This is a genomic window from Streptococcus sp. C300 (assembly GCF_000187645.1).
GTDB lineage: Bacteria > Bacillota > Bacilli > Lactobacillales > Streptococcaceae > Streptococcus > Streptococcus oralis_CQ.
In genome coordinates this window covers 683,628-709,052 of sequence record NZ_GL732466.1, presented here as the reverse complement: position 1 = coordinate 709,052, position 25,425 = coordinate 683,628, and the positions used below count along the sequence as shown (strand labels likewise).

Sequence of the window (25,425 nt, the reverse complement as noted above, 5' to 3'; positions counted from 1 at the left end):
TAAAATAAAATTATTATCATATTATTTGCGTAATAATGATGATGGTGCTATAATGAGGGTGACGAAAGGGGGAGATTCCCATGGTTTTACAAATTTTACTTGTTTTATTGTTTTTAGTGGTGATTGCATCAGTGATTATGGTTAGTTCTGTGTATGTGGTTCGACAACAATCTGTCGCTATCATAGAACGCTTTGGTAAATACCAAAAGTTGAGCAATAGTGGTATTCATTTACGAGCTCCTTTTGGAATTGATAGGATTGCGGCAAGAGTTCAACTACGCTTGTTGCAAAGTGAGATTGTTGTAGAGACAAAGACGCAAGATAATGTATTTGTAACGATGAATGTGGCAACTCAGTATCGAGTAAATGAAAACAATGTCACAGATGCCTATTATAAATTGATGCGTCCAGAAGCCCAAATTAAATCCTATATTGAAGATGCTTTGCGTTCATCTGTACCAAAGCTAACCCTAGATGAGTTGTTTGAGAAGAAGGATGAAATCGCCTTAGAAGTTCAAAAACAGGTGGCTGAAGAAATGTCTACGTATGGGTATATCATTGTCAAAACGCTGATTACTAAGGTTGAACCTGATGCTGAAGTAAAACAATCAATGAATGAAATTAACGCGGCTCAACGTAAGAGAGTTGCGGCGCAAGAGCTTGCTGAAGCAGATAAGATTAAAATCGTGACCGCAGCAGAAGCTGAAGCAGAAAAAGATCGCCTACATGGTGTAGGGATTGCAGAGCAGCGTAAAGCAATTGTTGACGGACTAGCTGATTCTATCCAAGAGTTAAAGGGAGCCAATGTTGAGCTAACTGAAGAACAAATCATGTCTATCCTATTAACGAACCAGTATTTAGATACGTTGAATAATTTTGCAGATAAAGAGGGTAATAATACAATCTTCCTACCAGCGAATCCTAATGGAGTCGAGGACATAAGAACTCATATATTATCGGCTTTAAAAGCCAAATAAAAATATGCAGAATAATATAGTTACGACGTATATATGTTTTTTTATTGACAAATGAAATAAAAACGTATACAATTAAGTATTGTAAAGAATAATTTAGGAGAAGAACATGGCTAAGTCGAACTTTGAAAAAGTAGAAGCAGTTGTTGGCTGGGTTCGTGATAAGAAAATCACAGGCTACCGTATCTCTAAAGAAACGAATGCGCGTGAAATGTCTATCATTGCTCTAGCACAAGGACGCGCAAAAGTTAAAAATATTTCATTTGAAACAGCTCTTGGTTTAATCGATTTCTATGAAAAAAATCATGAAAAATTTGAAGATTAAACTGTGGTCACAGGCAGATTCCTGAATCGAGTCTGCCTTTTCTTTACAATTACAAATTAAAAAGACTGCATTCTTTATGCAGTCTTTGTTTATTAGCTGAGATAGCGTTGAAGAAATTCTTTTGTCCGTTCTTCTTTAGGGTTCGTGAAGAGTTCTTCTGGTTTGCCTTCTTCAGCAATGACGCCCTTATCCATAAAGATGACACGGTGAGAGACATCGCGAGCGAACTCCATTTCGTGGGTTACGACGATCATGGTCAAGCCTTCTTGAGCCAAATCCTGCATAATTTTGAGGACTTCTCCGACCATTTCAGGGTCAAGGGCAGATGTTGGTTCGTCGAAGAGAATGGCGTCAGGATTCATGGAGAGGGCGCGGGCGATAGCCACGCGTTGTTTTTGTCCCCCTGAGAGTTGTTTGGGCTTGGCTTGCCAGTAACGTTCTCCCATACCGACTTTTTCGAGATTCTCTTTGGCAATTTTCTCAGCTTCAGAGTGGTCGCGTTTGAGTACAGTCGTTTGAGCAACGATCGTATTTTCAAGGACATTCAGATTTTCAAAGAGATTGAAAGATTGGAAAACCATACCGAGTTTTTCACGATAATGGGTGAGGTTATAGCCTTTTTCTAAGACATTTTCTCCTCGATAGAGAATCTCTCCCTCTGTAGGTGTTTCTAGTAAATTAATCGAACGAAGGAAGGTTGATTTTCCGCTTCCTGAGCTCCCGATGATGGAAATAACCTCTCCTTTATGGACGGCGAGAGAAATGTCTTTTAGCACTTCGTTTTGCCCATATGATTTTTTGAGGTGTTTGATTTCAAGGATTGGTTGTGTCATTTTTTCAAATCCTCCGTTTGCATTTGGTTAGCACCTGTAGTGTAAGTATCCATGTCCATACGACGTTCGATGAAGCGTAGGATACGGGTCACAGTAAAGGTGAGGACAAAGTAGATCACGGCGATGATGGTAAAGGTCTGGAAGTATTGATAGGTTTGTGTTGCTACAGTATTTCCTGAGAAATAAAGCTCAACAACTGAAATAACGTTCAATACAGAGGTATCTTTGATATTGATGACAAACTCATTACCAGTAGCAGGTAGAATATTACGGACAACCTGAGGTAGGACAATCTTACGCATGGTTTGATTGTGGGTCATACCGAGAGCAGTTGCAGCTTCAAACTGTCCTTTGTCAACTGCTAGAATACCACCACGAACGATCTCTGTCATGTAGGCACCCGTGTTGATTGAGACGATGAAGATAGCAGCTAGTGTGCGGTCAAGATTGATACCGAAAGCTTGGGCAGTTCCATAGTAGATAACCATGGATTGAACAATCATTGGTGTACCACGGAAGATCTCGATATAGACATTGAGAATCCAACCAACTAGTTTCTGTAGGGCGTACATTGCCTTGTTCTCAGATAGTGGAGCGGTACGGAAGACCCCGATTGCAAGTCCGATAAGGAGACCTGTGATGGTTCCGATAATGGAGATTAAGAGTGTGATACCAGCACCACGCAAGAGTTGTTGCCAGTTTTCAGAAAGGATCTTAGCAACTTGGCTAAAGAAACTACTTTCTTCCTCCGTTGTTGTAGACTCCACAGGTTGCTCTTTGATCATACGATCCATGAGGGCTACTTGTTCATCCTTAGAGATGGTTTCGATGCTCGCGTTGATTTGGCTGATGCGGCTGTCATCTTTACGAAGTCCAATGGCAATAGCTGTATCTTCTTCGCCAGTTTTGAAACCCGGTTGAGGTTGGATCATTTTGAACTTAGCGTTAGCAGACTCAGCGGTCATTGCTTCAGGTCGTTCAGAAACATAGGCATCAATAACACCAGCCTCCAGAGCTTGACGCATTTGGGCGAAGTCACCCATAGCTGTTTCTTTTTTGGCACCTGGAATTTGGGAAATCAGGTCATAAAGGTAAACACCTTGTTGAGACGTGATTTTTGCTCCGCTAAAGTCCTCTAAAGATTTGGCATTGGCATAGGCAGAGTCCTTTTTGACTAATAGAACCGGTTCGCTAGTATAGTAACTGCTTGAAAAAGCAATTTCTTGTTTGCGTTCAGCGGTTGGGCTCATACCGGCAATGATCATATCAATTTTGCCAGAAGTAAGTGCTGGAACAAGTCCTTCCCATTTGGTTTTCACAACCAAAGGTTCCTTGCCTAAGTCTTTGGCAATCTTTTTAGCGATTTGAACATCGTAGCCGTTGGCATATTGGTTGGTACCGTCGATTTTGACGGCGCCGTTACTATCGTCGTCTTGGGTCCAGTTGAAGGGGGCGTAAGCAGCCTCCATCCCGATGCGTAAATATTCGTCGGCTTGGACTTGGCTAACTAGTCCTAAGGTAAGGGCTAAGCTAGCAAGGATAGATAAGCATAATTTTTTCATGTTTTCTCCTATTTCTAGTCTAAAAATGACTCCCTCTATTGTATCTAAAAATAGTGAGATTTTCAATACAAGTAAGCCTTTACTTATAAAAAATGATATAATGGTAAAAAGATTGAAAGGGAACCGATTATGAAAAAAAGATGGCTGTTGGCTTTGGTATTTGCTTATTTATTATTTATACCGAGCCTAGTTTTTGCAGTAGACTTTGATATCTTATCCTATCAGGGTGATTTGAATATTCATGCAGATAATACTGCAATTTTTAAGGAAACAATTACCTACCGCTTTGGAGATGATTATAATGGTCAGTTAGTTGGACTCGGGAAAGCTGGGAAAATGCCAGAAGGATTTGACATTGATCCCGATCCGACCGTTCAGGTCTCTAAAAATGGAAGAATTGTTCAAAATGCTTCCTTCTATACTATGGAGGAAGAGGACGGTTACAAGGTAAAAATTTACAATGCTGGATATGCTGGAGATACTGTTCGGGTAACGGTTACCTGGAAACTATCAAATCTTCTCTTCTTGTATAAGGATATCGCAGAGCTAAATTGGCAACCCTTGACAGATAGTACTGGAGACATCAAAGAGATTGAGTTCAAGGTCAGCTCTGATACTCCAGCGGAGAAACTCTATTTTCATGCAGGACAACTCCTAAGGGACTCTAGTGTTGAAAAAGTAAATAATCTCTATCATGTCAAAATGAAAGACCTTCCTAGAAAGCGACAGATCGAATTACACGCATACTGGCCTAGAAGTGCTTTTGCAGGAGCTCCAGATCAAGGATTAGAGGAAGAACGTTTAACCGATTTTAACCGGATTGAAAGCAATATAGCAACAGAAAAAGCGCAAAGTGAGATTTTGATGAAATGGGTATTTCCCGTCATTTTTATGAGTCTCTTACTTCTAGTTCCTATTTTCTATAGGATGTTTCGTCAGAGTACAAGCATTAAAAAGGTCTTTCCAAAAGATCATCGACTCTACGAACCACCGATGGATTTGCCTCCAATGGTTTTAGCAGAAGCAGTGTATTCAACTTCCTTAGAGGAAGTCAATCCCCTAAACAAATCAGGGTTTGGTAAATTTACTTTTGAACGTCTGATTCAGGCAACCTTGTTGGATTTAGTAGATCGAGGTCATTTATCTATTTTCCAAGGGGATGAGGAACCTTATGTGCGCATTATCAGTGAAAAGGGTTTGTCCAATTTTGAGAAAGAATGTCTACGCATGACCTTGTCAAATAAGAAAGAATTGGCTATTTCAGAGCTCTTCCCTGATTACCAAGTTTCATCTTCCCTTTACCGTGGTGCCAAAGAGTCAGATGAAAAACATATCCGAGAAACAGGCTCGCGTCTCAAACGCTCCTTTGAAGGAAGACTTCAACGCATTCAGTCTTGTGTCAAGGATAAGGTCCATGTACTTCGTATCCCAAGCTACTATCGTCCTTTGACAAGTGAGGAACGTCGCCTTGCTCTCGGGATGCGGGTCTGTTCAGCCATAACAGCTCTAGGTGGATTGCTTTTCTTTTATTATAGTTGGCAAACACATGGCTTCTTTTCGATCCCGTTTCTACTTTTAGGATTGACAGGATTAGGGACTAGTTTCTGGGTTTATCTTGCCACGCGAGGGGCCTATCGTGATGGAGTTCTAACAGAGGAAGGAGCAGAAATCTTCTATCTCTGGACGAGTTTTGAAAATATGCTTCGCGACATCGCTCATCTGGATCAGGCCGAGCTAGAGAGCATCGTCCTTTGGAATCGTCTACTGGTCTATGCGACTCTCTTTGGTTATGCCAAGAAGGTGAGCAAGTTAATGAAAGTCCGCCATATTCAGCTTGAAAATCCAGATTTGAATCTTTATGTAGCCTATGGTTGGCACTCACAGTTCTACACCTCAACTGCACAAATTAAGCAATATACTGCTGTCGCAAATACAGCTAGCAATTACTCTGTATCTTCTGGAAGTGGTTCTTCAGGTGGAGGATTCTCAGGAGGCGGAGGCGGTGGTAGCATCGGCGCCTTCTAAAAAATCTATCGCAACATCTGAAATTATGTTATAATAGAGGACAGAAAAAGGAGTAATGTATGTATTTTATTGAAATTTTGAAGTCAATCTTTTTTGGGATTGTTGAAGGAATTACGGAATGGTTGCCCATTTCAAGTACTGGCCACTTGATCTTGGTTGAAGAATTTGTACAATACAAGGACCAGAATGAAGCCTTCATGTCCATGTTTAATGTTGTCATTCAGCTTGGTGCCATTTTAGCAGTTATGGTCATTTACTTTAACAAGCTTAACCCTTTCAAACCTGGTAAAACTAAGGTAGAAGTTCGTAGAACTTGGCAATTGTGGTCAAAAGTCTTCGTTGCGACCTTGCCTTTGCTATTGGTTTTTAAATTAGATGATTGGTTTGATGTTAACTTTCATAACATGGTTTCAGTTGCAATCATGTTGATTATCTATGGTGTTGCCTTTATCTACCTTGAAAAACGAAATAAGGCGCAAGCCATTGAACCAACAGTGACAGAGCTAGACAAGTTGCCCTATAAAACAGCCCTTTACATTGGGCTCTTCCAAGTCCTCGCCCTCTTTCCAGGAACGAGCCGTTCAGGTGCGACGATCGTTGGTGGTTTGTTGAATGGAACAAGCCGCTCAGTCGTAACAGAGTTCACCTTCTATCTCGGAATTCCTGTTATGTTCGGAGCCAGCGCTTTAAAGATTTTCAAATTTATTAAAGCAGGTCAACTCTTGAGTTTTGGACAACTGTTCTTGCTCTTGGTTGCCATGGGTGTTGCCTTCGCAGTCAGCATGGTTGCTATTCGTTTCTTGACCAGCTATGTGAAGAAGCACGACTTTACACTCTTTGGTAAATACCGTATTGTACTCGGTAGTGTCTTGTTGCTCTATAGTTTTGTGCGTTTGTTTGTATAAGAAAAAAGCTTGAGGGAATTTTCCTTTAAGCTTTTTAAAATCCTGTCACCGTAATTCCTAGTAAACGGATACCTTTTTCTTTTTCAACAAGCTCTTCGTAGAGTTGAAGGGCAGTTTGAGAAATCTGACTAGCGTCCTGTGTTGCTTGTGGGAGGCTTTTTCGTCTAGTTAGAGTAGAGAAGTCAGCATATCGTATTTTTAGGATAATGACTTTTCCAGCTTTGTCCTGTTTACTGAGATTGAGAGCTACCTTTTCGGAGAGTAGAGTCAGCTCTTTTTTGATGTCTTCTTCTACTTGTAGAATCTTTCCATAGGTTTTTTCCTTGCCAATGGACTTACGAATGCGGTCGGGTTTGACCGGTGAGTTATGAATACCCCTGGCCTTTCGATAAAGCTCATAACCGAGTCTGCCGAACCGATCGATTAAAGTGACTTCAGAAACGTCCAATAAGTCTGCACCAGTATAAATGCCCATTTCATGAAGGCGTTCAACTGTTTTTTTGCCCACACCGTGAAATTTAGCAATGTCCATTTGTTTGAGAAAGTCTTGGGCTTGATCTGGGAGAATCACTGTCAAACCATGCGGTTTTTGATAGTCACTAGCCATTTTAGCTAAGAATTTGTTATAAGAGACGCCTGCAGAAGCAGTCAGGTGTAGTTCCTGCCAGATATCCTCTTGGATGAGGCGGGCTATTTTGACAGCAGACTTGATACCGAGTTTATTTTCCGTCACATCTAAGTATGCCTCGTCAATACTCATAGGTTCAATCAAATCTGTATAGCGTTTAAAAATAGCACGAATCTCAAGTCCCACAGTCTTATACTTTTCATAATTTCCAGAGATAAAGACAGCTTGGGGACAGCGCTCATAAGCTTCTTTAGAGCTCATAGCTGAATGAACTCCAAAAGCTCGTGCCTCGTAGCTACAGGTAGAAACGACACCTCGACCACCTGTTTGTCTGGGATCACTTCCGATGATAACAGGTTTGCCCTTTAACTTAGGATTATCTCTGATTTCCACCGCAGCAAAAAAGGCATCCATGTCGATATGGATGATTTTTCTGGACAAATCATTTATCAATGGAAATATGAGCATTTCAATCCCTTCTAGTGTCATTTTATATTTATTATACCCTTTTTTCTGAAAAAACGGGAAAGTTCAACCCGACTTTCAAAAATATAATACAGATAAGAACAGAAAAGAGACTGTATTATAAAAGAAAGCGTCTAAAATGCCGATTTTCTCTTGTTGAAATCGGTTACTGTATGGTATACTTGTCTCAAGAATGTAACAGATGACTGTTACTAGAAAAAAGAGGACATTAACATGGTTGTTAAGACAGTTGTTGAAGCACAAGACATTTTTGATAAAGCTTGGGAAGGCTTCAAAGGCGTAGATTGGAAAGAAAAAGCAAGTATTTCTCGCTTCGTTCAAGCTAACTACACACCTTATGATGGAGATGAAAGTTTCCTTGCTGGACCAACAGAACGTTCACTTCACATCAAAAAAATCGTAGAAGAAACAAAAGCACACTACGAAGAAACTCGTTTCCCAATGGACACTCGTCCAACATCTATTGCTGATATTCCTGCTGGATTTATCGACAAAGAAAACGAAGTGATCTTTGGTATCCAAAATGATGAACTCTTCAAATTGAACTTCATGCCAAAAGGTGGTATCCGTATGGCTGAAACTACTTTGAAAGAAAATGGATACGAACCAGATCCAGCTGTTCACGAAATCTTCACTAAATACGTAACAACAGTTAACGACGGTATCTTCCGTGCCTACACTTCAAACATTCGTCGCGCTCGTCACGCTCACACTGTAACTGGTCTTCCAGATGCCTACTCACGTGGACGTATCATTGGTGTTTACGCACGTCTTGCTCTTTACGGTGCAGACTACTTGATGCAAGAAAAAGTAAACGACTGGAATGCGATCAAAGAAATTGATGAAGAAACAATCCGTCTTCGTGAAGAAGTAAACCTTCAATACCAAGCATTGCAACAAGTTGTTCGCTTGGGTGACCTTTACGGAGTTGATGTCCGCAAACCAGCGATGAACACGAAAGAAGCTATCCAATGGGTTAACATCGCCTTCATGGCTGTCTGCCGTGTTATCAATGGTGCTGCTACATCTCTAGGACGTGTGCCAATCGTATTGGATATCTTTGCAGAACGTGACCTTGCTCGTGGTACATTTACTGAATCAGAAATCCAAGAGTTCGTTGATGATTTCGTTATGAAACTTCGTACAGTTAAATTTGCTCGTACAAAAGCTTATGACCAATTGTACTCAGGTGATCCAACCTTCATCACAACTTCTATGGCTGGTATGGGTAACGACGGTCGTCACCGTGTTACTAAGATGGACTACCGTTTCTTGAACACTCTTGACAACATCGGTAACTCACCAGAACCAAACTTGACAGTTCTTTGGACTGACAAATTACCATACAACTTCCGTCGCTACTGTATGCATATGAGCCACAAACACTCTTCTATCCAATACGAAGGTGTAACAACAATGGCTAAAGACGGATACGGAGAAATGAGCTGTATCTCATGCTGTGTGTCACCACTTGACCCAGAAAACGAAGATCAACGCCACAACATCCAGTACTTCGGTGCTCGTGTAAACGTTTTGAAAGCCCTTCTTACTGGTTTGAACGGTGGTTACGACGATGTTCACAAAGACTACAAAGTATTTGACATCGATCCTATCCGTGACGAAGTTCTTGAATTCGAATCAGTTAAAGCCAACTTTGAAAAATCTCTTGACTGGTTGACTGACACTTACGTAGATGCTTTGAACATCATCCACTACATGACTGACAAGTACAACTACGAAGCTGTTCAAATGGCCTTCTTGCCAACTAAACAACGTGCTAACATGGGATTCGGTATCTGTGGATTTGCTAACACTGTTGATACATTGTCAGCTATCAAGTACGCTACTGTTAAACCAATCCGTGATGAAAATGGCTACATCTACGATTACGAAACAATCGGTGAATACCCACGTTGGGGTGAAGATGACCCTCGTTCAAACGAATTGGCTGAATGGTTGATCGAAGCTTACACAACTCGTCTACGTAGCCATAAACTTTACAAAGACGCAGAAGCTACTGTATCACTTTTGACCATCACATCTAACGTTGCTTACTCTAAACAAACTGGTAACTCACCAGTCCACAAAGGTGTATACCTCAACGAAGATGGTTCTGTGAACTTGTCTAAACTCGAATTCTTCTCACCAGGTGCTAACCCTTCTAACAAAGCTAAAGGTGGATGGTTGCAAAACTTGAACTCACTTGCTAGCCTTGACTTTGGTTACGCAGCTGACGGTATCTCATTGACAACACAAGTTTCTCCACGTGCTCTTGGTAAGACTCGTGACGAGCAAGTTGATAACTTGGTAACAATCCTTGATGGTTACTTCGAAAACGGTGGACAACACGTTAACTTGAACGTTATGGACTTGAACGATGTTTACGAAAAGATCATGTCAGGTGAAGACGTTATCGTACGTATCTCTGGATACTGTGTAAACACTAAATACCTCACTCCAGAGCAAAAAACTGAATTGACACAACGTGTCTTCCACGAAGTTCTTTCAATGGATGATGCATTGAGCTAAGATTCAATTAGAATGAAAAGAAAGCTAGTCTATAGGACTGGCTTTTTTCTATAATATCAAAGATTGACCTAATTATAGATATAAGATATATTAAATTATTTATATTAGTTTACCGATATAAATAGTTCAAAATTGAATGGCTAGGTTATAGAATGGTGCAAATACGTGTATTTTTAAGTTAATATACTTGAATAGATTGTATTGAAATGTTATAATATATCAGATAAGCTCTAGTTAGTGATAGGGGTTGTCAAAATGGTATGATGTAATCTCTTAGGGAGATTAGAAATAAAAATTTCATATAGAAAAGAGGAGAAGAAATGTCGAAAAGCAAAGCGTTAAACATGCTTTCTAAATTTTCTGCGTTAGCTTTTGCTATTTTAGCTCTAGCATCTGTTTTGGTAGGGATTGTTAAAGCAGATAATCCTGTTTCAAAAGAATTGACACAAGTAATTACAGGCATCGATCTATTAGATGCTTCAGATACTAAGCAAAATGTGAGTTCGGAAGGAGATTTCTCGCTTCGTACGAATTTAGCATATAAGCTTCGCGTGACCTTTGATCTCAAACAGTATAATGAACATCTGAATAATGGAGATTATTTTACCTTTGATATACCTGCTCCTATGGCAGTTTATGAAGGGAGTCAGGATTTAATTGATCCGACAACAAAAGTTACTATTGGAGAAGCAGAAGTGACTTCAAATGGTACTGATCAAGGTGGGAAAGCAAAAATCACCTTGAAAAACTTGGATAAATATCTAGAGAAAACTGGTGGAGATAAGGTAAAGGATGTGTCAGGGAATTTTTCTGTTTCTTTTAGATTCTTAAAGGATCAGAATAAAACCCGCATTAACTTTAATTCATCCTCATTAAAGCAAGAAGTGACTCACATTTATTCATCAAAAACAATCGATGGTCCCAAAGTTGGTACTGAAAATTATGCTAAAATTGGGGGTCGTGCTGCCCTTGAAAATTGGAACTCTCCAAAACTGGCTGAGATTGGATCGGTTAGCAAGGGAGATGCATGGTCTACCTGGCGTGTACGTGTAAATACAGAGAAACAAGACTTAGGACAAAATATTGTATTACATGATACTATACCAAATGATGATACTAGTTACACTCCTGCACAGTATATTCCTGAGACTCTAAAAGTTTATAAGGCAAATATCACTGTTGGGACTTCTGCTGTTCCAGATGATGCAGTATTGTTAACGGAGGGAAAAGACTATACCGTTTCGTGGAACGAAAACTATACTTCATTCGATATCATTTTTAAAGATGGAACGACCTCTTATATAGTATCTTATAACACAACAACTCCTAATGATGGAAGTAAAGTAGGAAATAGGGTTGCTCTGTCATTGGCTGACGGGACTAAATTAGCACAGAATACAAGTCGTCCGGGAGCCCTTGATATGACAGCTGAGGCGACATCTTTGATTTCTGGTACGATTGTAGCATCTACTGCTTACCAAATTAAGATTCATAAGACTGATGCCTTCACTCTTGCTCCAGTTTCGGGTGCAGTATATACTGTGACAGCAGCAGATGATGCAAGTGAAACAACAGAAGTGACTACGAATGAAAAAGGAGTAGCGCTTACGAAAACTTATGATCAGAAATGGGAAGGTAAAACGTTCAAGATCAAAGAGAAGACTGCTCCATCAGGCTATAAACTAGATGAAAAAGAGTATACAGTTAAACTCGGTGCTGCGGGTTCTACTATTCATCTTAAAGATGAACCTGTTCCAGCTGTATTCAATGTGACGGCTAAGAAAGTAGTAGAAGGACGTACAGATAAACTTCCAAAAGCGGATGAGTTTACCTTTAACCTATTTTCTGCAGAGAACTTGAAGGACCCTGTAGCCACAGCAAAATCAAAAGCTGATGGAACGATTACCTTTGAGAATCTCCAAGTAAAAGGTGCGGGAACTTATCACTACATCATCAAAGAGGACACTTCAACAGCAGTTGCAGGCGTTACATTTGATACAGAAGCCAAGGAAGTTACTGTAGCAGCAACTTTCCAAAGTGGAGTTTTAACAGCAACTGTCACATCTGCAGAACCAACTTTCACTAACACTTATAAAGCAACTCCAGCTAAAGAAACTATCACAGCTAAGAAAGTCTTGAACGGTAAAGAACTTGAAGCTGATAAATACGAATTCGAACTTAAAAAAGGTGAAGAAGTCGTTGCGACAGCTAAAAACGCTGCAGACGGCACCGTTACTTTCAAAGAAATTGAGTTCGAAACAGCAGGTGATTACACTTACACTATCACTGAAAAAGCGGGTAGTGAAAAAGGTGTGACATACGATACTGCTAAACACGAAGTTAAGGTAAAAGTTACAGATAACGGCCAAGGTCAACTTGTTGCAACTGTTACAGGTAACAACCCAACCTTCACCAACACTTATAAAGCAGCTAAAACAAGTGCAACGATTACAGCTAAGAAAGTCTTGGAAGGTAAAGCCCTTGAAGCTGATAAATACGAATTCGAGCTTAAAGAAGGTGACAAAGTCGTTGCGACAGCTAAAAACGCTGCAGACGGTACTGTTACTTTCAAAGAAATCGAATACAATGAAGCAGGCGACCACACTTACACTATCTCAGAAAAAGCAGGTAGCGAAGCAGGTGTGACATACGACACTGCTACACATGAAGTGACAGTAAACGTTACAGATAACGGTCAAGGTCAACTTGAGGCGGCTGTTGCAGGTAACAACCCAACCTTCACCAACACTTATAAAGCAGCTCCAGCAAAAATTGCTATTGAAGCTAAAAAAGTTTTGAACGGTAAAGAGCTAGAGATAGATGAGTTTGAGTTTGAACTGAAAGAGGGTGACAAGGTTGTTGCGACAGCAAAGAATGCTGCGGGTGGATTGATTCGTTTTTCTGAAATTAGCTATTCAACAGCAGGAGTATATAACTACACTATTACAGAAAAGGTTGGCAATAAACTTGGTGTAACTTATGATAAAACAGAACATCCAGCAACTGTAGAAGTGAAAGATAATGGCGAAGGTCAACTTGTCGCGACAGTTACAAGTGAAACACCAGTTTTCGTTAATGACTATAAAGCGGAACCTGCACAGGCTACAATCAAAGCTAAGAAAGTCTTGAAAGGTAAAGCGCTTGAAGCTGATGCTTACACATTTGAACTGAAAGAAGGTTCAGATCTTGTAGCTACGGCTAAGAATACTGCCTCAGGAGAAGTTGTCTTCAACGTCACTTTCTCAGCAGCAGGCGATTACGCTTACACTATTACTGAAAAAGCTGGTGACGATAAAACAATCACTTATGATCAAAATGCGTATGAAGTGTTCGTCACTGTTGCGGATGATGGTAAAGGCCGATTGGTTGCGACTGTAGAAGATACGGATACAGAACGTGTCTTCACAAACACTTATACAGCACCAGCTCCAACAGCTACATCAGCAACACTTGAATTTACGAAAGAATTGACTGGTCGTACTTTGGTTGATGGTGAATTCCAATTTGAATTGTATGAAGGTACAAAACTAATTGATACAAAAACAAACCAAGGTGGAAGAGTAACATTTAATACAATCAACTATGATGCAGAAGGTGTTCATACTTATACTGTAAAAGAAGTGAATGCTGGAGCAACTGGTATTACTTACGATACAGAAAAGACTGCAAAGGTAACAGTAACCAAAGATGCAGCAACAAATGCCTTGAAGGCAGCTGTTGAATATCCAGCAGGTAGTGTCTTCAAGAATAGCTTCAAAGCACCAGCGGTAGAAGCTACGATTGAAGCAACTAAGAAACTTGAAGGTAAAGAACTTGCGGCTGATGCTTATACTTTCGAATTGAAAGAGAAAGGCGCAGTTGTAGCAGAAGCTAAGAATACTGCCGAAGGTAAAGTAGCCTTTGTTCGTTCATTCGAAGAAGCAGGTACTCATACTTATACCTTGGTTGAAAAAGTTGGTACTGAAGAGGGTATTGAATACGATAAGACTGAGCATACCGTAACAGTCACTGTAGTTGCGGATGATCAAGGTCTCTTGACTGCAAAGGTTTCGTATACCGATGGTAAAGAAGTTGTATTTACAAATAAATACACTGTTCCAACACCAATACCAGAACCAAATCCAAATCCAGCTCCAAATAATCCAGGAACAACGCCAGATCCAGCACCAACACCAGATCCAACGCCAAATAATCCAGGAACAAATCCAACTCCAGGAACAGAACCAACTGATCCAGGACAAAAAGAGGATCCAAAACCAGCACCTCCAGCTACTGAGACTAAAGGTAAAGCTGAACTTCCAAACACAGGGGAAGCAACCTCTATCCTTTCTGCGCTTGGATTTGTAGTCTTGGCATTGAGTGGATTGGTATTCTTCGTAAAACGCAAAGCTTAAGCTTTTGTAGAAGAAACATGAAACTTGGTAAGTGAGAATATTTCTTCTCTCTTAAACTTGATAGAGAAAGTCTCTAGAAAATTCGTTTTCTAGGGGCTTTTTTGTACTTCAAAAAATTTTTTTAAAAAATAGTCAAATTTGGTCAAAATGCTATTGACTTTTACTGACCAAAGTGGTATAGTAGGAACATAAGGAAAATGAATTCCTTAGAAAACTTCATTTTCAATGATTCTATTTCTTGAAAATGTACGATAGATACCCTAGAAAGGGGTGAGGCCTATGTTAAATCTAACAGACTTTGAAAAAAAGATGATAAAAGGCTTATTTAAGAAAGAAAAACCAGAAATTATACGTAGGGTAGCTAGTTAGCTAGTCTAAAATTTTTAAAACAAAGGTCAAAGATAGTCAATATCAGAGATCGCATATAATTAAGAATAAACGAGGTAAAGAATATGAACAACAACTTTAATAACTTTAACAACATGGATGATTTATTTAACCAATTGATGGGTGGTATGCGAGGATATAGTTCTGAAAATCGTCGCTACCTGATTAATGGACGTGAAGTGACACCTGAGGAATTTGCTCACTATCGTGCAACTGGTCAATTGCCAGGTAATGCAGAAGTTGATGGACAAATGCAACAACAGGCTTCAGGTATGAAACAAGACGGTGTCCTTGCTAAACTAGGTCGTAACTTGACAGCGGAAGCTCGTGAGGGCAAGTTGGATCCTGTTATCGGACGAAACAAGGAAATTCAAGAAACATCTGAAATCCTCTCACGTCGTACGAAAAATAATCCTGTTCTGGTCGGAGATGCAGGTGTTGGTAAGACAGCCGTTGTCGAAGGCTTGGCACAAGCGATTGTGAATGGAGATGTTCCAGCTGCCATCAAGAATAAGGAAATTATTTCTATTGATATCTCAGGTCTTGAAGCTGGTACTCAATACCGTGGCAGCTTTGAAGAAAACGTTCAAAATCTAGTCAATGAAGTGAAAGAAGCAGGGAATATTATCCTCTTCTTTGATGAAATTCACCAAATTCTCGGTGCTGGTAGCACTGGTGGAGACAGTGGATCTAAAGGGCTTGCGGACATTCTCAAGCCAGCTCTCTCTCGTGGTGAGTTGACTGTTATTGGGGCAACGACTCAAGACGAATACCGTAATACCATCTTGAAAAATGCAGCACTTGCTCGTCGTTTCAACGAAGTTAAGGTCAATGCTCCTTCAGCAGAGGATACCTTTAAAATCCTTCAAGGGATTCGTGACCTCTATCAACAACACCACAATGTCATCTTGCCAGACGAAGTCTTGAAAGCAGCGGTGGATTATTCTATCCAATACATTCCTCAACGTAGCTTGCCAGATAAGGCTATTGACCTTGTGGACGTAACGGCTGCTCACTTGGCAGCTCAACATCCTGTAACAGATGTGCATGCTGTTGAACGGGAGATTGAGGCAGAAAAAGACAAGCAAGAAAAAGCAGTTGAGGCAGAAGACTTTGAAGCAGCTCTTAATGCTAAGACACGCATTGCTGAATTAGAGAAAAAAGTCGCAAACCACACAGAAGACATGAAAGTGACTGCAAGCATCAACGATGTGGCTGAGTCTGTGGAACGAATGACAGGTATTCCAGTGTCACAAATGGGAGCGTCAGACATCGAACGTTTGAAAGATATGGCTCATCGCTTGGAACACAAGGTAATCGGCCAAGATAAGGCAGTAGAAGCAGTGGCTCGTGCTATCCGTCGTAACCGCGCTGGTTTTGATGAAGGCAATCGCCCAATCGGTAGCTTCCTCTTTGTAGGGCCTACTGGAGTTGGTAAGACGGAGCTTGCTAAGCAATTGGCGCTCGATATGTTTGGTACCAAGGATGCGATTATCCGCTTGGATATGTCTGAATACAGTGACCGCACAGCCGTTTCTAAATTGATCGGTACAACAGCAGGTTATGTGGGTTATGATGACAATAGCAATACCTTGACAGAACGTGTTCGTCGCAATCCATACTCTATCATTCTCTTGGACGAAATTGAAAAGGCTGATCCTCAAGTCATTACCCTTCTCCTCCAAGTCTTGGATGATGGTCGTTTGACTGATGGTCAAGGAAATACAGTGAACTTCAAGAACACAGTCATTATCGCGACATCAAATGCTGGATTTGGCTATGAAGCCAACTTGACAGAAGATGCGGATAAGCCAGAATTGATGGATCGTTTGAAACCATTCTTCCGCCCAGAGTTCCTTAACCGCTTTAACGCAGTTATCGAATTCTCACACTTGAATAAGGAAGACCTTTCTAAGATTGTGGACTTGATGTTGGCGGAAGTCAACCAAACCTTGGCTAAGAAAGACATTGATTTGGAAGTCGGCCAAGCAGCTAAAGACTTTATCACAGAAGAAGGTTATGACGAAGTTATGGGTGTTCGCCCTCTCCGTCGCGTGGTGGAACAACAAATTCGTGATAAGGTAACAGATTTCCACTTGGATCATCTAGATGCCAAACATTTGGAAGCAGATATGGAAGATGGCGTTTTGGTTATTCGTGAAAAAGCCTAACTCAAGATTTTGAGAATAAAAAAAGAAGGAACTAGCTAAAAAGCTGGTTCCTTTTTGTGTTTAGATGACATGGCGCTCAAAGGCATCATCTGAAATTCCTTGTTCTAGGATGAGTTTCGCCCATTCTTTAGCAGAAAAGAGGCTGTGGTCCTTGTAGTTTCCGCAAGATTCGATGGTTGTTCCAGGAACATCTTCCCAAGTAGTGGTTTCAGCGATTTCCTTGAGTGAATCCTTGATAACAGCAGCAATTTCAGCACTGGTATGACGTCCCCACATAATCATGTGAAAACCTGTACGGCAGCCAAATGGCGAACAGTCAATCATGCCGTCAATGCGGGTACGGATGAGTTTTGCCAAGAGGTGTTCGATAGTGTGAAGCCCAGCAGTAGGGATAGAGTCCTCATTTGGCTGTACCAAGCGAATATCAAAGTTGGAGATGACATCTCCCTTTGGTCCGGTTTCTTCCCCAATCAAGCGAACATAGGGGGCTTTAACAATGGTGTGGTCAAGTTCAAAACTTTCAACAATAACTTCTTTTGACATGGTAGTTCCTTTCAGTTTTCTTCTTTCATTATAACATAAAGGGTGCTGTTGATGGAGTTTGATAAATGACTTTTTGGTACTAGAATGATAATAAAGTCTCTATACATAAACCTCAGAATTATAAAGAAAGAATGGAGAGAAGAATACCTTGTGAAAGAAAAGTTTAGTTTTTCTAGTGGAACTAAGGTGAATTTTGAAAATTGGATCAACTTTTTCTGAAATTTCTGTTTAATCTCTGAACTAATTCTGAACTAGATTGGGTATACTGGAGAAAATAAAGACAAAGGAGTTCAGTATGGAACATATTGTAAAAATTGATCGTGTTTCTAAAAAATATGGAGACAAGCAAATTTTAAAGGATATTTCTTTTACAGCTAGGAGTGGTCGCATTACGGCTTTTCTAGGACATAATGGTGCAGGAAAAAGCTCGACCTTGAGGATTCTCTTGGGCTTAGATCGGGCGACAGCAGGAACTGCGACTTTTGATGGGCAAACCTATCAGTCAATGATTTATCCTCTCAAAACAGTAGGTGCAGCTTTTGACGGTATTGGAGGTCTGCCAAATAGAAAGGTTTACGACCATCTGCATATTATTGCTGCAAGTAATGCTATTCCGAAGTTTCGGATTGATGAGGTATTGGATATGACTGGGATCGCTCATAAGAAAAAGGATTTCTTATCAAGCCTGTCTCTGGGGGAAGGTCAGCGGTTGGGTTTGGCAGTAGCTTTACTAGGTGATCCCCAGTTTTTAATATTAGATGAGCCGACCAATGGACTGGATCCAAGTGGGATTAAGTGGTTTAGAAGGTTTATTCGCCAGCAGGCTGATTTAGGGAAAACCGTCCTTCTATCCTCTCATATTCTGTCTGAGGTACAAATGGTAACAGATGATGTAGTCTTGATTCATCATGGGCAAATTATCGAACAGGGAACGCTAGAAGATGTATTACAAGGAACAGATAGTTTAGAAGAGCTCTTCTTCGACTTAACAGAGGAGGTTTAAGATGAAAGAAACGATGTCCTTATTGCATTCAGAGTGGTTGAAAATCCAATCAACCAAGGCTTTCAGGGTAAGTGTGGTCTTTATGCTGTTATTGGTACCTGTTGTGTCATGGCTAGAGGGACGTCAGTATCTGTCTATCGGTTTAGATGCGACCCCTGAGACGGTTCCCGGTCTGGCAGAAGCTATTGATCCGCTTGAATATCTAGGTCTTAATGGCGCTTCTATGGGTGGTATGGTTTTAGTCATCTTATCTGGAATTTTGGGAGCAACGGAATTTCAGTCTCATAGCTTGCGAACCAGTCTATTGGCTTGTAATAACCGCTTGAAGCTACTTATGGGGAAAATATTGACCTTTGGTTTGTTTTCACTCATCATTAGCTTGTTATCCATTTATTTGAGCTATATTGTCATGCACTTGGCTTTAGGAAAAGAAGGGCTACATCCAATTTTACTTAATCAAGCTGCCTGGAGTCATCTTTTATGGAAGGCACTAGCTACTGCATTGCTAGGTCTCTTGTCCTTTTTATTGGGATTGCTTGGGCGGACGATGTTGCTTCCCTTACTCTTTCTTGTGCCCCAGCTCTATAATCTGGGAAACTACCTGGCAGCTCATACGAGTTGGGGTGCTTATCTGCCACAGCCCGCAGGAGAGTTATTTGTTGCAACGCCGACTTCCCAATATGCCAACAATCCCTTGCAAGGACTCTTGATACTAAGCGTATGGTTGCTAGTCATCGGCGTCATGGCCTCTCTGCGCTTTTTGAAGACGGATTTAGGAGGACGCTACTGATGATAAAAGCTCTGCTTAAAAGTGAATGGATTAAGTTTCGTTCTTACTATCTCGTTCTTGGTGTCGCCTTGGTGGCTCTGGTAGTCGTTCCTTTTTTTCTGATGAATCTTGACTACAGTCAGACAGCAGTTGGCCAGACAAAGGCTCTGAGTGAAGCTTTGCATGCTCTCTATCTGGCGCAGCCTGTCATCGTCATCTTTACTTCCCTCTATTTTGCCCAGGAGTTTGTCAAGTCTGGGATGCGAACGAATTTTCTAACCGTATCAAATAGAAAGGCTTGGTTGGCTGGGAAATTCCTTTTTCTGGCCGTTCTGCTCTTGGTTCTCTACAGTGTCATGATAGGCAGCTGTTTCTTTGTTATGCTGGCTCGATTTGACCTAGACTTTAGCTGGCCCTTACTGGGGAAATTCCTCTATTACAGCTCTTTTGGTCTTCTCAGCAATCTTTTTCTGGCTCTTTTAGCTGCTGGTCTCGCTTTGCTCTTTCAATCTTGGGTTGTGCCGGTGTCGGTGCTATTTCCTCTCTTGATTGGTCTTAGCCGTTTATTGACAACTTTTATCAAAGAAGCAAAGTACCTGCCCGATCTGGCTACGCTAAATCTTTTTGAGTATGAAGGGCTTCAGCATTCAATAGATCTATCAGGGTTGGGAATACAGCTGTTCTGGCTAGCTTTGATTTGGAGCTCTGCTATATTCTTGACCTTGAAACGAGATGTTCGCTAGAGGTATGCTATAATGGAAATCATGAGACAGTATCGTATTTTGGTGGTTGATGACGACCGGAGCATTTTAAAGCTGGTGAAAAACGTCCTAGAGCTAGATGCTTATGACGTGACGACGCTTGATCGGATAGAAGAGCTCGAGCTGACGGATTTTGTAGGATATGATTTGATTCTGCTAGATGTGATGATGGAGCCTGTTAATGGTTTTGAGCTGTGTTCCTACATTCGTCCTCATCTTTCGTGTCCAATTATCTTTCTGACAGCTAAGGAGTTAGAGGCGGACAAGGTGGAAGGGCTCTTTCGCGGAGCAGATGACTATATTGTCAAGCCTTTTGGGACCAAAGAATTGCTGGCGCGTGTCAGAGCTCATCTTCGGCGGGAGGAAAGACGGGAGGAGCGATATTCTGAAATTGCTTCTTGTCAATTTTATCCAGAGCGCTATGAAGTTGCCTATTTTGGTAAAGTCTTGAAATTTTCAGAGCGAGAGTTTAAGTTGCTGCATTTACTAGCTAGCAATCCCAAGCAGACCTTTTCAGCTGAACGCCTGCATACCTTGCTTTACCCAGAAAGCTCAGAAACACAGCTTCGCTCCATCTCAGAATACGTATATCAGATTCGCCAAAAATGCAAACAAGAAGGGCTGCAAGCAATCGCAACAGTGAGAGGAGTAGGCTATAGATGGCAATTAGAACCCGAAATTTCAAAAGCCTAGTCTGGACAACTAGCTTGAAAATCGTCTTTTTTCATGTTTTGATTTTTGTGCTTATAGGCTATGAATTTACGCAAGGAAGTGATTACGTTCTTTTCACCTTGTTCTTCTGGGCAGGGAGCTTGCTGCTGATTACTTTTTATCATATTTTGAAATTGCTCCGAAAAATCGACAGGGAAATAAAAATGCTAAAGTGCGAGAAGCTTTTAGAAGAAAATCAAAGTCAGCTTTTTCGGATTGAGGAAATGCTAGAAGTTTATAGCGATTTACGGAGCAGCCACCAAGAAAATGCTCATCTTCTAGAAAGAGAGCAGCAGCATAATCAGGAGTTGATTTTACAGCTATCAGCGACATCGCACGATTTGAAGACGCCCCTAACTGTAATTAAGGGGAATGCTGAACTCTTGGAATTGGCGCAGTTAGGCCAGCCACAGGCAGACTATGCTTCTGAGATTTTGCAGGCCAGTCACAAGATGGAAGAGTATTGTGGCTCTTTGATTGATTACGCTAAGACTTTTCAGATTGATTCTAATCAGTTCATTCAGCTTTCCTTAGGGGATTTTTTGGCTTATCTACAGGATGATTGGGCACTGTTCAGCAAACAGGAAAGCTATCATTTTTATCTCCAAGAAGATTGTGATCTTAGCTTGAGATTGTCCATTCATTTGGACTATCTCAAGCGGGCTTTGCTCAATATCTTACTGAATGCGCTTGAACATGCTAATCAGGACCAAAAGGAAGTCAAGCTAACGGTATCAGTGCAGCAGGACCAGTTGGTTTTTGCTATCTGGAACAATGGCCCTGCATTTTCTGAGGAGATGCTGCTGGGAGCAGAACTGCTCTTTTACCAGAGTGACCAAAGCCGCAATTCAACTAATCCCCATCATGGTATCGGCTTAGCCTTTTCTAAGCAGGTAGCTCTCTTGCATGGTGGTCGTCTGACCCTGCTCAATCCAGACCAAGGAGGAGCCTCTGTCGAGTTGACAATTTCATTGAAATAAATGAGAATGGAAAATCATAAAAACGCATAATACCAAGTGTCCAAAAGACTTGATATTATGCGTTTGATTTTTTTATTATGTAAAGATTTACTAGATTTTTCTCTCAAATTGAGTTTTGTCCAGCCTCGTTTAATTACTTCCGATACAAGCGATCGTATTGGTAGTATGGGTCAAAGGTTACGTTGATGCCTAGCTTGCGAAGGACGTTCTTGTCTTCATCGGTCAAGATGATGGTTGAATGAGCTTCGCTTCCTTTGAGATTCCCAAGTTCTTCCATGGCACGCGCAGCATCAGGATTTTCCATAGCTGTGATTGCAAGTGCAATCAGGATTTCATTTGAGTGGAGGCGAGGATTGCGACTACCGAGATGATTGATTTTAAGACCTTGAATTGGTTTGACGACTTCAGGCTCGATTAATTTTACTTCCTTAGCGATGTTAGCTGATTTTTTGATGGCATTGATCAAGGCAGCAGCTGTAGGACCAAAGAGTTCAGAGTTTTTACCAGTGACAATTTCTCCATTTGGCAATTCAAGGGCTAGAGCAGGGCCACCAGTTTCTTCTGCTTTTTGGCGTGCAGCGACAGCAACCTTACGGTCTGCAGGTGTGATGCCGAGGTCGTTCATGAGAAGTTCAATCTTCTTGACAGCAGTTTCTCCGACTTTTTCAGCTTTAAAATCAAGAACAGTTTGATAGTAGCGACGGATGATTTCTTGTTTAGAAGCTTCGACAGCAGCTTCATCATCTGTAATAGCGAAACCAACCATGTTGACACCCATGTCTGTTGGTGAAGCGTATGGAGATTCACCTAGGATACGTTCCAACATACGTTTTAGCACTGGGAAGATTTCGATATCACGGTTGTAATTGACCGTTGTTTCTCCGTAGGTTTGAAGATGGAAAGGGTCAATCATATTGACATCATCAAGGTCTGCAGTTGCAGCCTCGTAGGCCAAATTGACCGGATGATGAAGGGGAAGATTCCAAACTGGGAAGGTTTCAAACTTAGCGTAACCAGACTTGATGCCATTGAGTTGGTCATGGTACATATTGGACATACAAGTTGCCAATTTTCCAGAACCAGGTCCAGGAGCGGTTACGACAATCAAGTTGCGACTGGTTTTGATATAGTCGTTTTTCCCCATACCTTCTGGAGAAATGATGTGGTCCATATCAGTCGGGTATCCTTTGATTGGATAATGAAGATAGGAATCAATCCCGTTTTTATCTAACTGGTTGCGGAAGGCATCTGCAGCTGGTTGGCCAGCGTATTGTGTGATGACAACCGAACCAACAAAAATTCCCAGCTCATTGAATTTGTCAATCAAACGAAGAACTTCTTGGTCATAAGAAATACCTAGATCGCCACGTGCTTTGGAATGTTCAATGTTGCTAGCGTTAATGGCAATCACAACTTCAACTTGCTCCTTCAACTCCTGCAAAAGTCTGATTTTGTTGTCAGGTTCATAGCCAGGAAGGACGCGTGCAGCGTGGAAGTCTTCCAACATCTTGCCCCCGAATTCCAAATAAAGCTTGCCGTCAAATTGGTTGATGCGCTCCAAAATATGGTTGCGTTGTAGATTCAAATATTGTTCAGAACTAAAAGCTTGTTTTTTCATTTTTTTACCTCTGACCTCTATTATAATAAAAAATTGGGAGTTAGGAAACTATGGAGCTAAAAAAGAAATCAAAAAGATTAGGCAAACGCTTGCACTAAGTTTTAAAAAGCGCTATCATAGACTATAGATTATGAAAATAATGAGGTAAACAGATGCAAGAAAAATGGTGGCACAATGCCGTAGTCTATCAAGTCTATCCTAAGAGCTTCATGGATAGTAATGGAGATGGAATTGGCGATTTGCCAGGAATTACTAGTAAGTTGGACTATCTAGCCAAGTTAGGAATCACAGCGATTTGGCTTTCTCCTGTTTATGATAGCCCTATGGATGATAATGGCTACGATATTGCTGATTATCAAGCGATTGCAGCTATTTTCGGAACCATGGAGGACATGGACCAACTCATCACAGAATCTAAGAAGCGTGATATCCGAATTATCATGGACTTGGTGGTCAATCATACCTCAGATGAACACGCCTGGTTTGTCGAGGCCTGTGAGAATCCTGGTAGTCCTGAGCGTGACTACTATATCTGGCGCGATGAGCCCAATGATTTGGATTCTATCTTTAGTGGGTCTGCTTGGGAATACGATGAAAAGTCAGGTCAATACTATCTTCACTTTTTCAGTAAGAAACAGCCTGATCTCAACTGGGAGAATGAAAAACTTCGCCAGAAAATTTATGAGATGATGAACTTTTGGATTGATAAAGGAATTGGTGGTTTCCGTATGGATGTTATTGACATGATTGGGAAAATTCCTGATGAGAAGGTAGTCAATAATGGTCCCATGCTCCATCCCTATCTCAAGGAAATGAATCAGGCAACTTTTGGGGATAAAGATCTCTTGACGGTGGGAGAAACTTGGGGAGCAACGCCAGAGATTGCTAAACTCTACTCGGATCCAAAGGGACAAGAATTGTCTATGGTCTTCCAGTTTGAACATATCTGTCTTCAATATCAGGAAGGGCAACCTAAGTGGCACTACCAAAAAGAGTTAAATGTAGGGAAGTTAAAAGAGATTTTTAACAAATGGCAGACAGAGTTAGGAGTTGAAGACGGCTGGAATTCCCTCTTCTGGAACAATCATGACCTTCCTCGCATCGTCTCTATCTGGGGAAATGACCAAGAATACCGTGAAAAATCTGCTAAAGCCTTTGCAATCTTACTTCATCTCATGAGAGGGACGCCTTATATCTACCAAGGTGAGGAGATTGGGATGACCAACTATCCATTTGAAACACTGGACCAAGTAGAAGATATAGAATCCCTCAACTATGCGCGTGAAGCTCTTGAAAAAGGTGTTTCTATGGAAGAAATCATGGACAGCATCCGTGTCATCGGTCGTGATAATGCCCGTACTCCGATGCAGTGGGATGAGAGTAAAAACGCTGGCTTCTCAACAGGTCAACCTTGGTTAGCAGTTAATCCAAACTATGAAGAAATCAACGTTCAAGAAGCACTGGCAAATCCAGATTCTATTTTCTATACTTATCAAAAACTCGTTCAAATCCGTAAGGAAAACAGTTGGCTGATTCGCGCTGACTTTGAATTGCTTGATACGGCTGATAAGGTTTTTGCTTATATCCGTAAGGACGGTGAGCGCCGCTTCCTAGTTGTGGCTAACTTGTCCAATGAAAAACAAGATTTTTCGGTAGGAGGAAAAGTCAAATCTGTCTTGATTGAGAACACTACTGCTAAAGAAGCAGTTGAAAAACAGACCTTAGAGCCATGGGATGCTTTCTGTGTGGAACTAACGGATTAAAATAAGTGAACCTCAAGCCTTTGATGCTTGGGGTTCTTTTACTAAAAAATATATAGAA

18 protein-coding genes are annotated in these 25,425 nt (G+C 41.0%); 13 read left to right on the top strand and 5 right to left on the bottom strand.

Going from position 1 to position 25,425, the window contains the following annotated elements; genetic code table 11:
• The first annotated feature begins 80 nt into the window (after window positions 1-80).
• Both HMPREF0849_RS03330 and HMPREF0849_RS03325 read left to right on the top strand, forming a co-directional pair.
• Window positions 81-977, top strand: a complete 897-nt coding sequence (locus tag HMPREF0849_RS03330) for an SPFH domain-containing protein (RefSeq protein WP_000244062.1) — start codon at window positions 81-83, stop codon at window positions 975-977.
• A gap of 106 nt (window positions 978-1,083) precedes the next feature.
• Window positions 1,084-1,299 carry a capsule biosynthesis transcriptional regulator gene (locus HMPREF0849_RS03325; RefSeq protein WP_001130031.1) on the top strand — a complete coding sequence of 72 codons (216 nt, stop codon included), beginning with the start codon at window positions 1,084-1,086 and terminating at the stop codon, window positions 1,297-1,299.
• A 92-nt stretch (window positions 1,300-1,391) separates the two neighbouring features.
• Here HMPREF0849_RS03325 and HMPREF0849_RS03320 read toward each other — a convergent pair whose 3' ends face one another.
• Window positions 1,392-2,132 carry an amino acid ABC transporter ATP-binding protein gene (locus tag HMPREF0849_RS03320; RefSeq protein WP_000193349.1) on the bottom strand — a complete coding sequence of 247 codons (741 nt, stop codon included), beginning with the start codon at window positions 2,130-2,132 and terminating at the stop codon, window positions 1,392-1,394.
• Entirely contained in the window at window positions 2,129-3,694 is a 1,566-nt protein-coding gene (locus HMPREF0849_RS03315) for an ABC transporter substrate-binding protein/permease (RefSeq protein WP_000732044.1), read from the bottom strand. The genes HMPREF0849_RS03320 and HMPREF0849_RS03315 overlap by 4 nt, the downstream gene beginning before the upstream one ends.
• Window positions 3,695-3,823: 129 nt before the next feature.
• Between HMPREF0849_RS03315 and HMPREF0849_RS03310 the strand changes: the two genes are divergently transcribed.
• A complete protein-coding gene (locus HMPREF0849_RS03310) occupies window positions 3,824-5,719 on the top strand; it encodes a DUF2207 domain-containing protein (RefSeq protein WP_000747703.1) in 1,896 nt (631 codons plus the stop codon).
• A 59-nt stretch (window positions 5,720-5,778) separates the two neighbouring features.
• Window positions 5,779-6,624, top strand: coding sequence for an undecaprenyl-diphosphate phosphatase (locus HMPREF0849_RS03305; protein WP_000273570.1), 846 nt, complete (start codon window positions 5,779-5,781; stop codon window positions 6,622-6,624).
• Between the two features lie 34 nt (window positions 6,625-6,658).
• Here the strand turns inward: HMPREF0849_RS03305 and dinB are convergent, their stop codons facing one another.
• Entirely contained in the window at window positions 6,659-7,720 is a 1,062-nt protein-coding gene (gene dinB, locus HMPREF0849_RS03300) for a DNA polymerase IV (protein ID WP_000904549.1), read from the bottom strand.
• A gap of 231 nt (window positions 7,721-7,951) precedes the next feature.
• Here dinB and pflB point away from each other — a divergent pair, with 231 nt between their 5' ends.
• The 3 genes from pflB (at window position 7,952) to HMPREF0849_RS03285 (ending at window position 17,219) form a co-directional block, all read left to right on the top strand.
• On the top strand, window positions 7,952-10,267 hold the full coding sequence (gene pflB, locus HMPREF0849_RS03295) for a formate C-acetyltransferase (RefSeq protein ID WP_000260621.1): 2,316 nt from the start codon (window positions 7,952-7,954) through the stop codon (window positions 10,265-10,267).
• A 320-nt stretch (window positions 10,268-10,587) separates the two neighbouring features.
• Entirely contained in the window at window positions 10,588-14,661 is a 4,074-nt protein-coding gene (locus HMPREF0849_RS03290; RefSeq protein ID WP_000045541.1) for a Spy0128 family protein, read from the top strand.
• 452 nt (window positions 14,662-15,113) lie between these two features.
• Complete coding sequence (locus HMPREF0849_RS03285) at window positions 15,114-17,219, top strand: ATP-dependent Clp protease ATP-binding subunit (RefSeq protein WP_001063421.1); 2,106 nt, start codon at window positions 15,114-15,116, stop codon at window positions 17,217-17,219.
• A gap of 60 nt (window positions 17,220-17,279) precedes the next feature.
• Here the strand turns inward: HMPREF0849_RS03285 and HMPREF0849_RS03280 are convergent, their stop codons facing one another.
• Window positions 17,280-17,762: an S-ribosylhomocysteine lyase gene (locus HMPREF0849_RS03280; protein WP_000032557.1), complete on the bottom strand. Its 483-nt coding sequence runs from the start codon at window positions 17,760-17,762 to the stop codon at window positions 17,280-17,282.
• Between the two features lie 295 nt (window positions 17,763-18,057).
• Between HMPREF0849_RS03280 and HMPREF0849_RS03275 the strand changes: the two genes are divergently transcribed.
• From HMPREF0849_RS03275 to HMPREF0849_RS03255, 5 genes are read left to right on the top strand one after another with little or no spacing between them, the layout of a single operon-like run.
• Window positions 18,058-18,765, top strand: a complete 708-nt coding sequence (locus HMPREF0849_RS03275; RefSeq protein WP_000400162.1) for an ABC transporter ATP-binding protein — start codon at window positions 18,058-18,060, stop codon at window positions 18,763-18,765.
• A 1-nt stretch (window position 18,766) separates the two neighbouring features.
• The gene (locus tag HMPREF0849_RS03270; RefSeq protein WP_000665373.1) at window positions 18,767-19,555 is read left to right on the top strand and encodes a lantibiotic ABC transporter permease; all 789 of its coding nucleotides are present in this window, start codon (window positions 18,767-18,769) and stop codon (window positions 19,553-19,555) included.
• Window positions 19,555-20,277, top strand: coding sequence for a hypothetical protein (locus tag HMPREF0849_RS03265; protein WP_000588279.1), 723 nt, complete (start codon window positions 19,555-19,557; stop codon window positions 20,275-20,277). Before HMPREF0849_RS03270 ends, HMPREF0849_RS03265 begins: the two co-directional genes overlap by 1 nt.
• A 12-nt stretch (window positions 20,278-20,289) precedes the next feature.
• Window positions 20,290-20,988 carry a response regulator transcription factor gene (locus HMPREF0849_RS03260; RefSeq protein ID WP_000404920.1) on the top strand — a complete coding sequence of 233 codons (699 nt, stop codon included), beginning with the start codon at window positions 20,290-20,292 and terminating at the stop codon, window positions 20,986-20,988.
• Window positions 20,955-21,986 (top strand): sensor histidine kinase, encoded by a 1,032-nt coding sequence (locus tag HMPREF0849_RS03255; RefSeq protein ID WP_001007876.1) that lies wholly within the window; start codon window positions 20,955-20,957, stop codon window positions 21,984-21,986. Before HMPREF0849_RS03260 ends, HMPREF0849_RS03255 begins: the two co-directional genes overlap by 34 nt.
• A 133-nt stretch (window positions 21,987-22,119) precedes the next feature.
• On the opposite strand, the gene HMPREF0849_RS03250 is transcribed toward HMPREF0849_RS03255, so the two are convergent.
• Window positions 22,120-23,604, bottom strand: a complete 1,485-nt coding sequence (locus tag HMPREF0849_RS03250; RefSeq protein ID WP_000743634.1) for a DUF1846 domain-containing protein — start codon at window positions 23,602-23,604, stop codon at window positions 22,120-22,122.
• Window positions 23,605-23,756: 152 nt separating this feature from the next.
• Between HMPREF0849_RS03250 and HMPREF0849_RS03245 the strand changes: the two genes are divergently transcribed.
• Window positions 23,757-25,367, top strand: a complete 1,611-nt coding sequence (locus HMPREF0849_RS03245; RefSeq protein ID WP_001156805.1) for a glycoside hydrolase family 13 protein — start codon at window positions 23,757-23,759, stop codon at window positions 25,365-25,367.
• Window positions 25,368-25,425 lie beyond the last annotated feature (58 nt).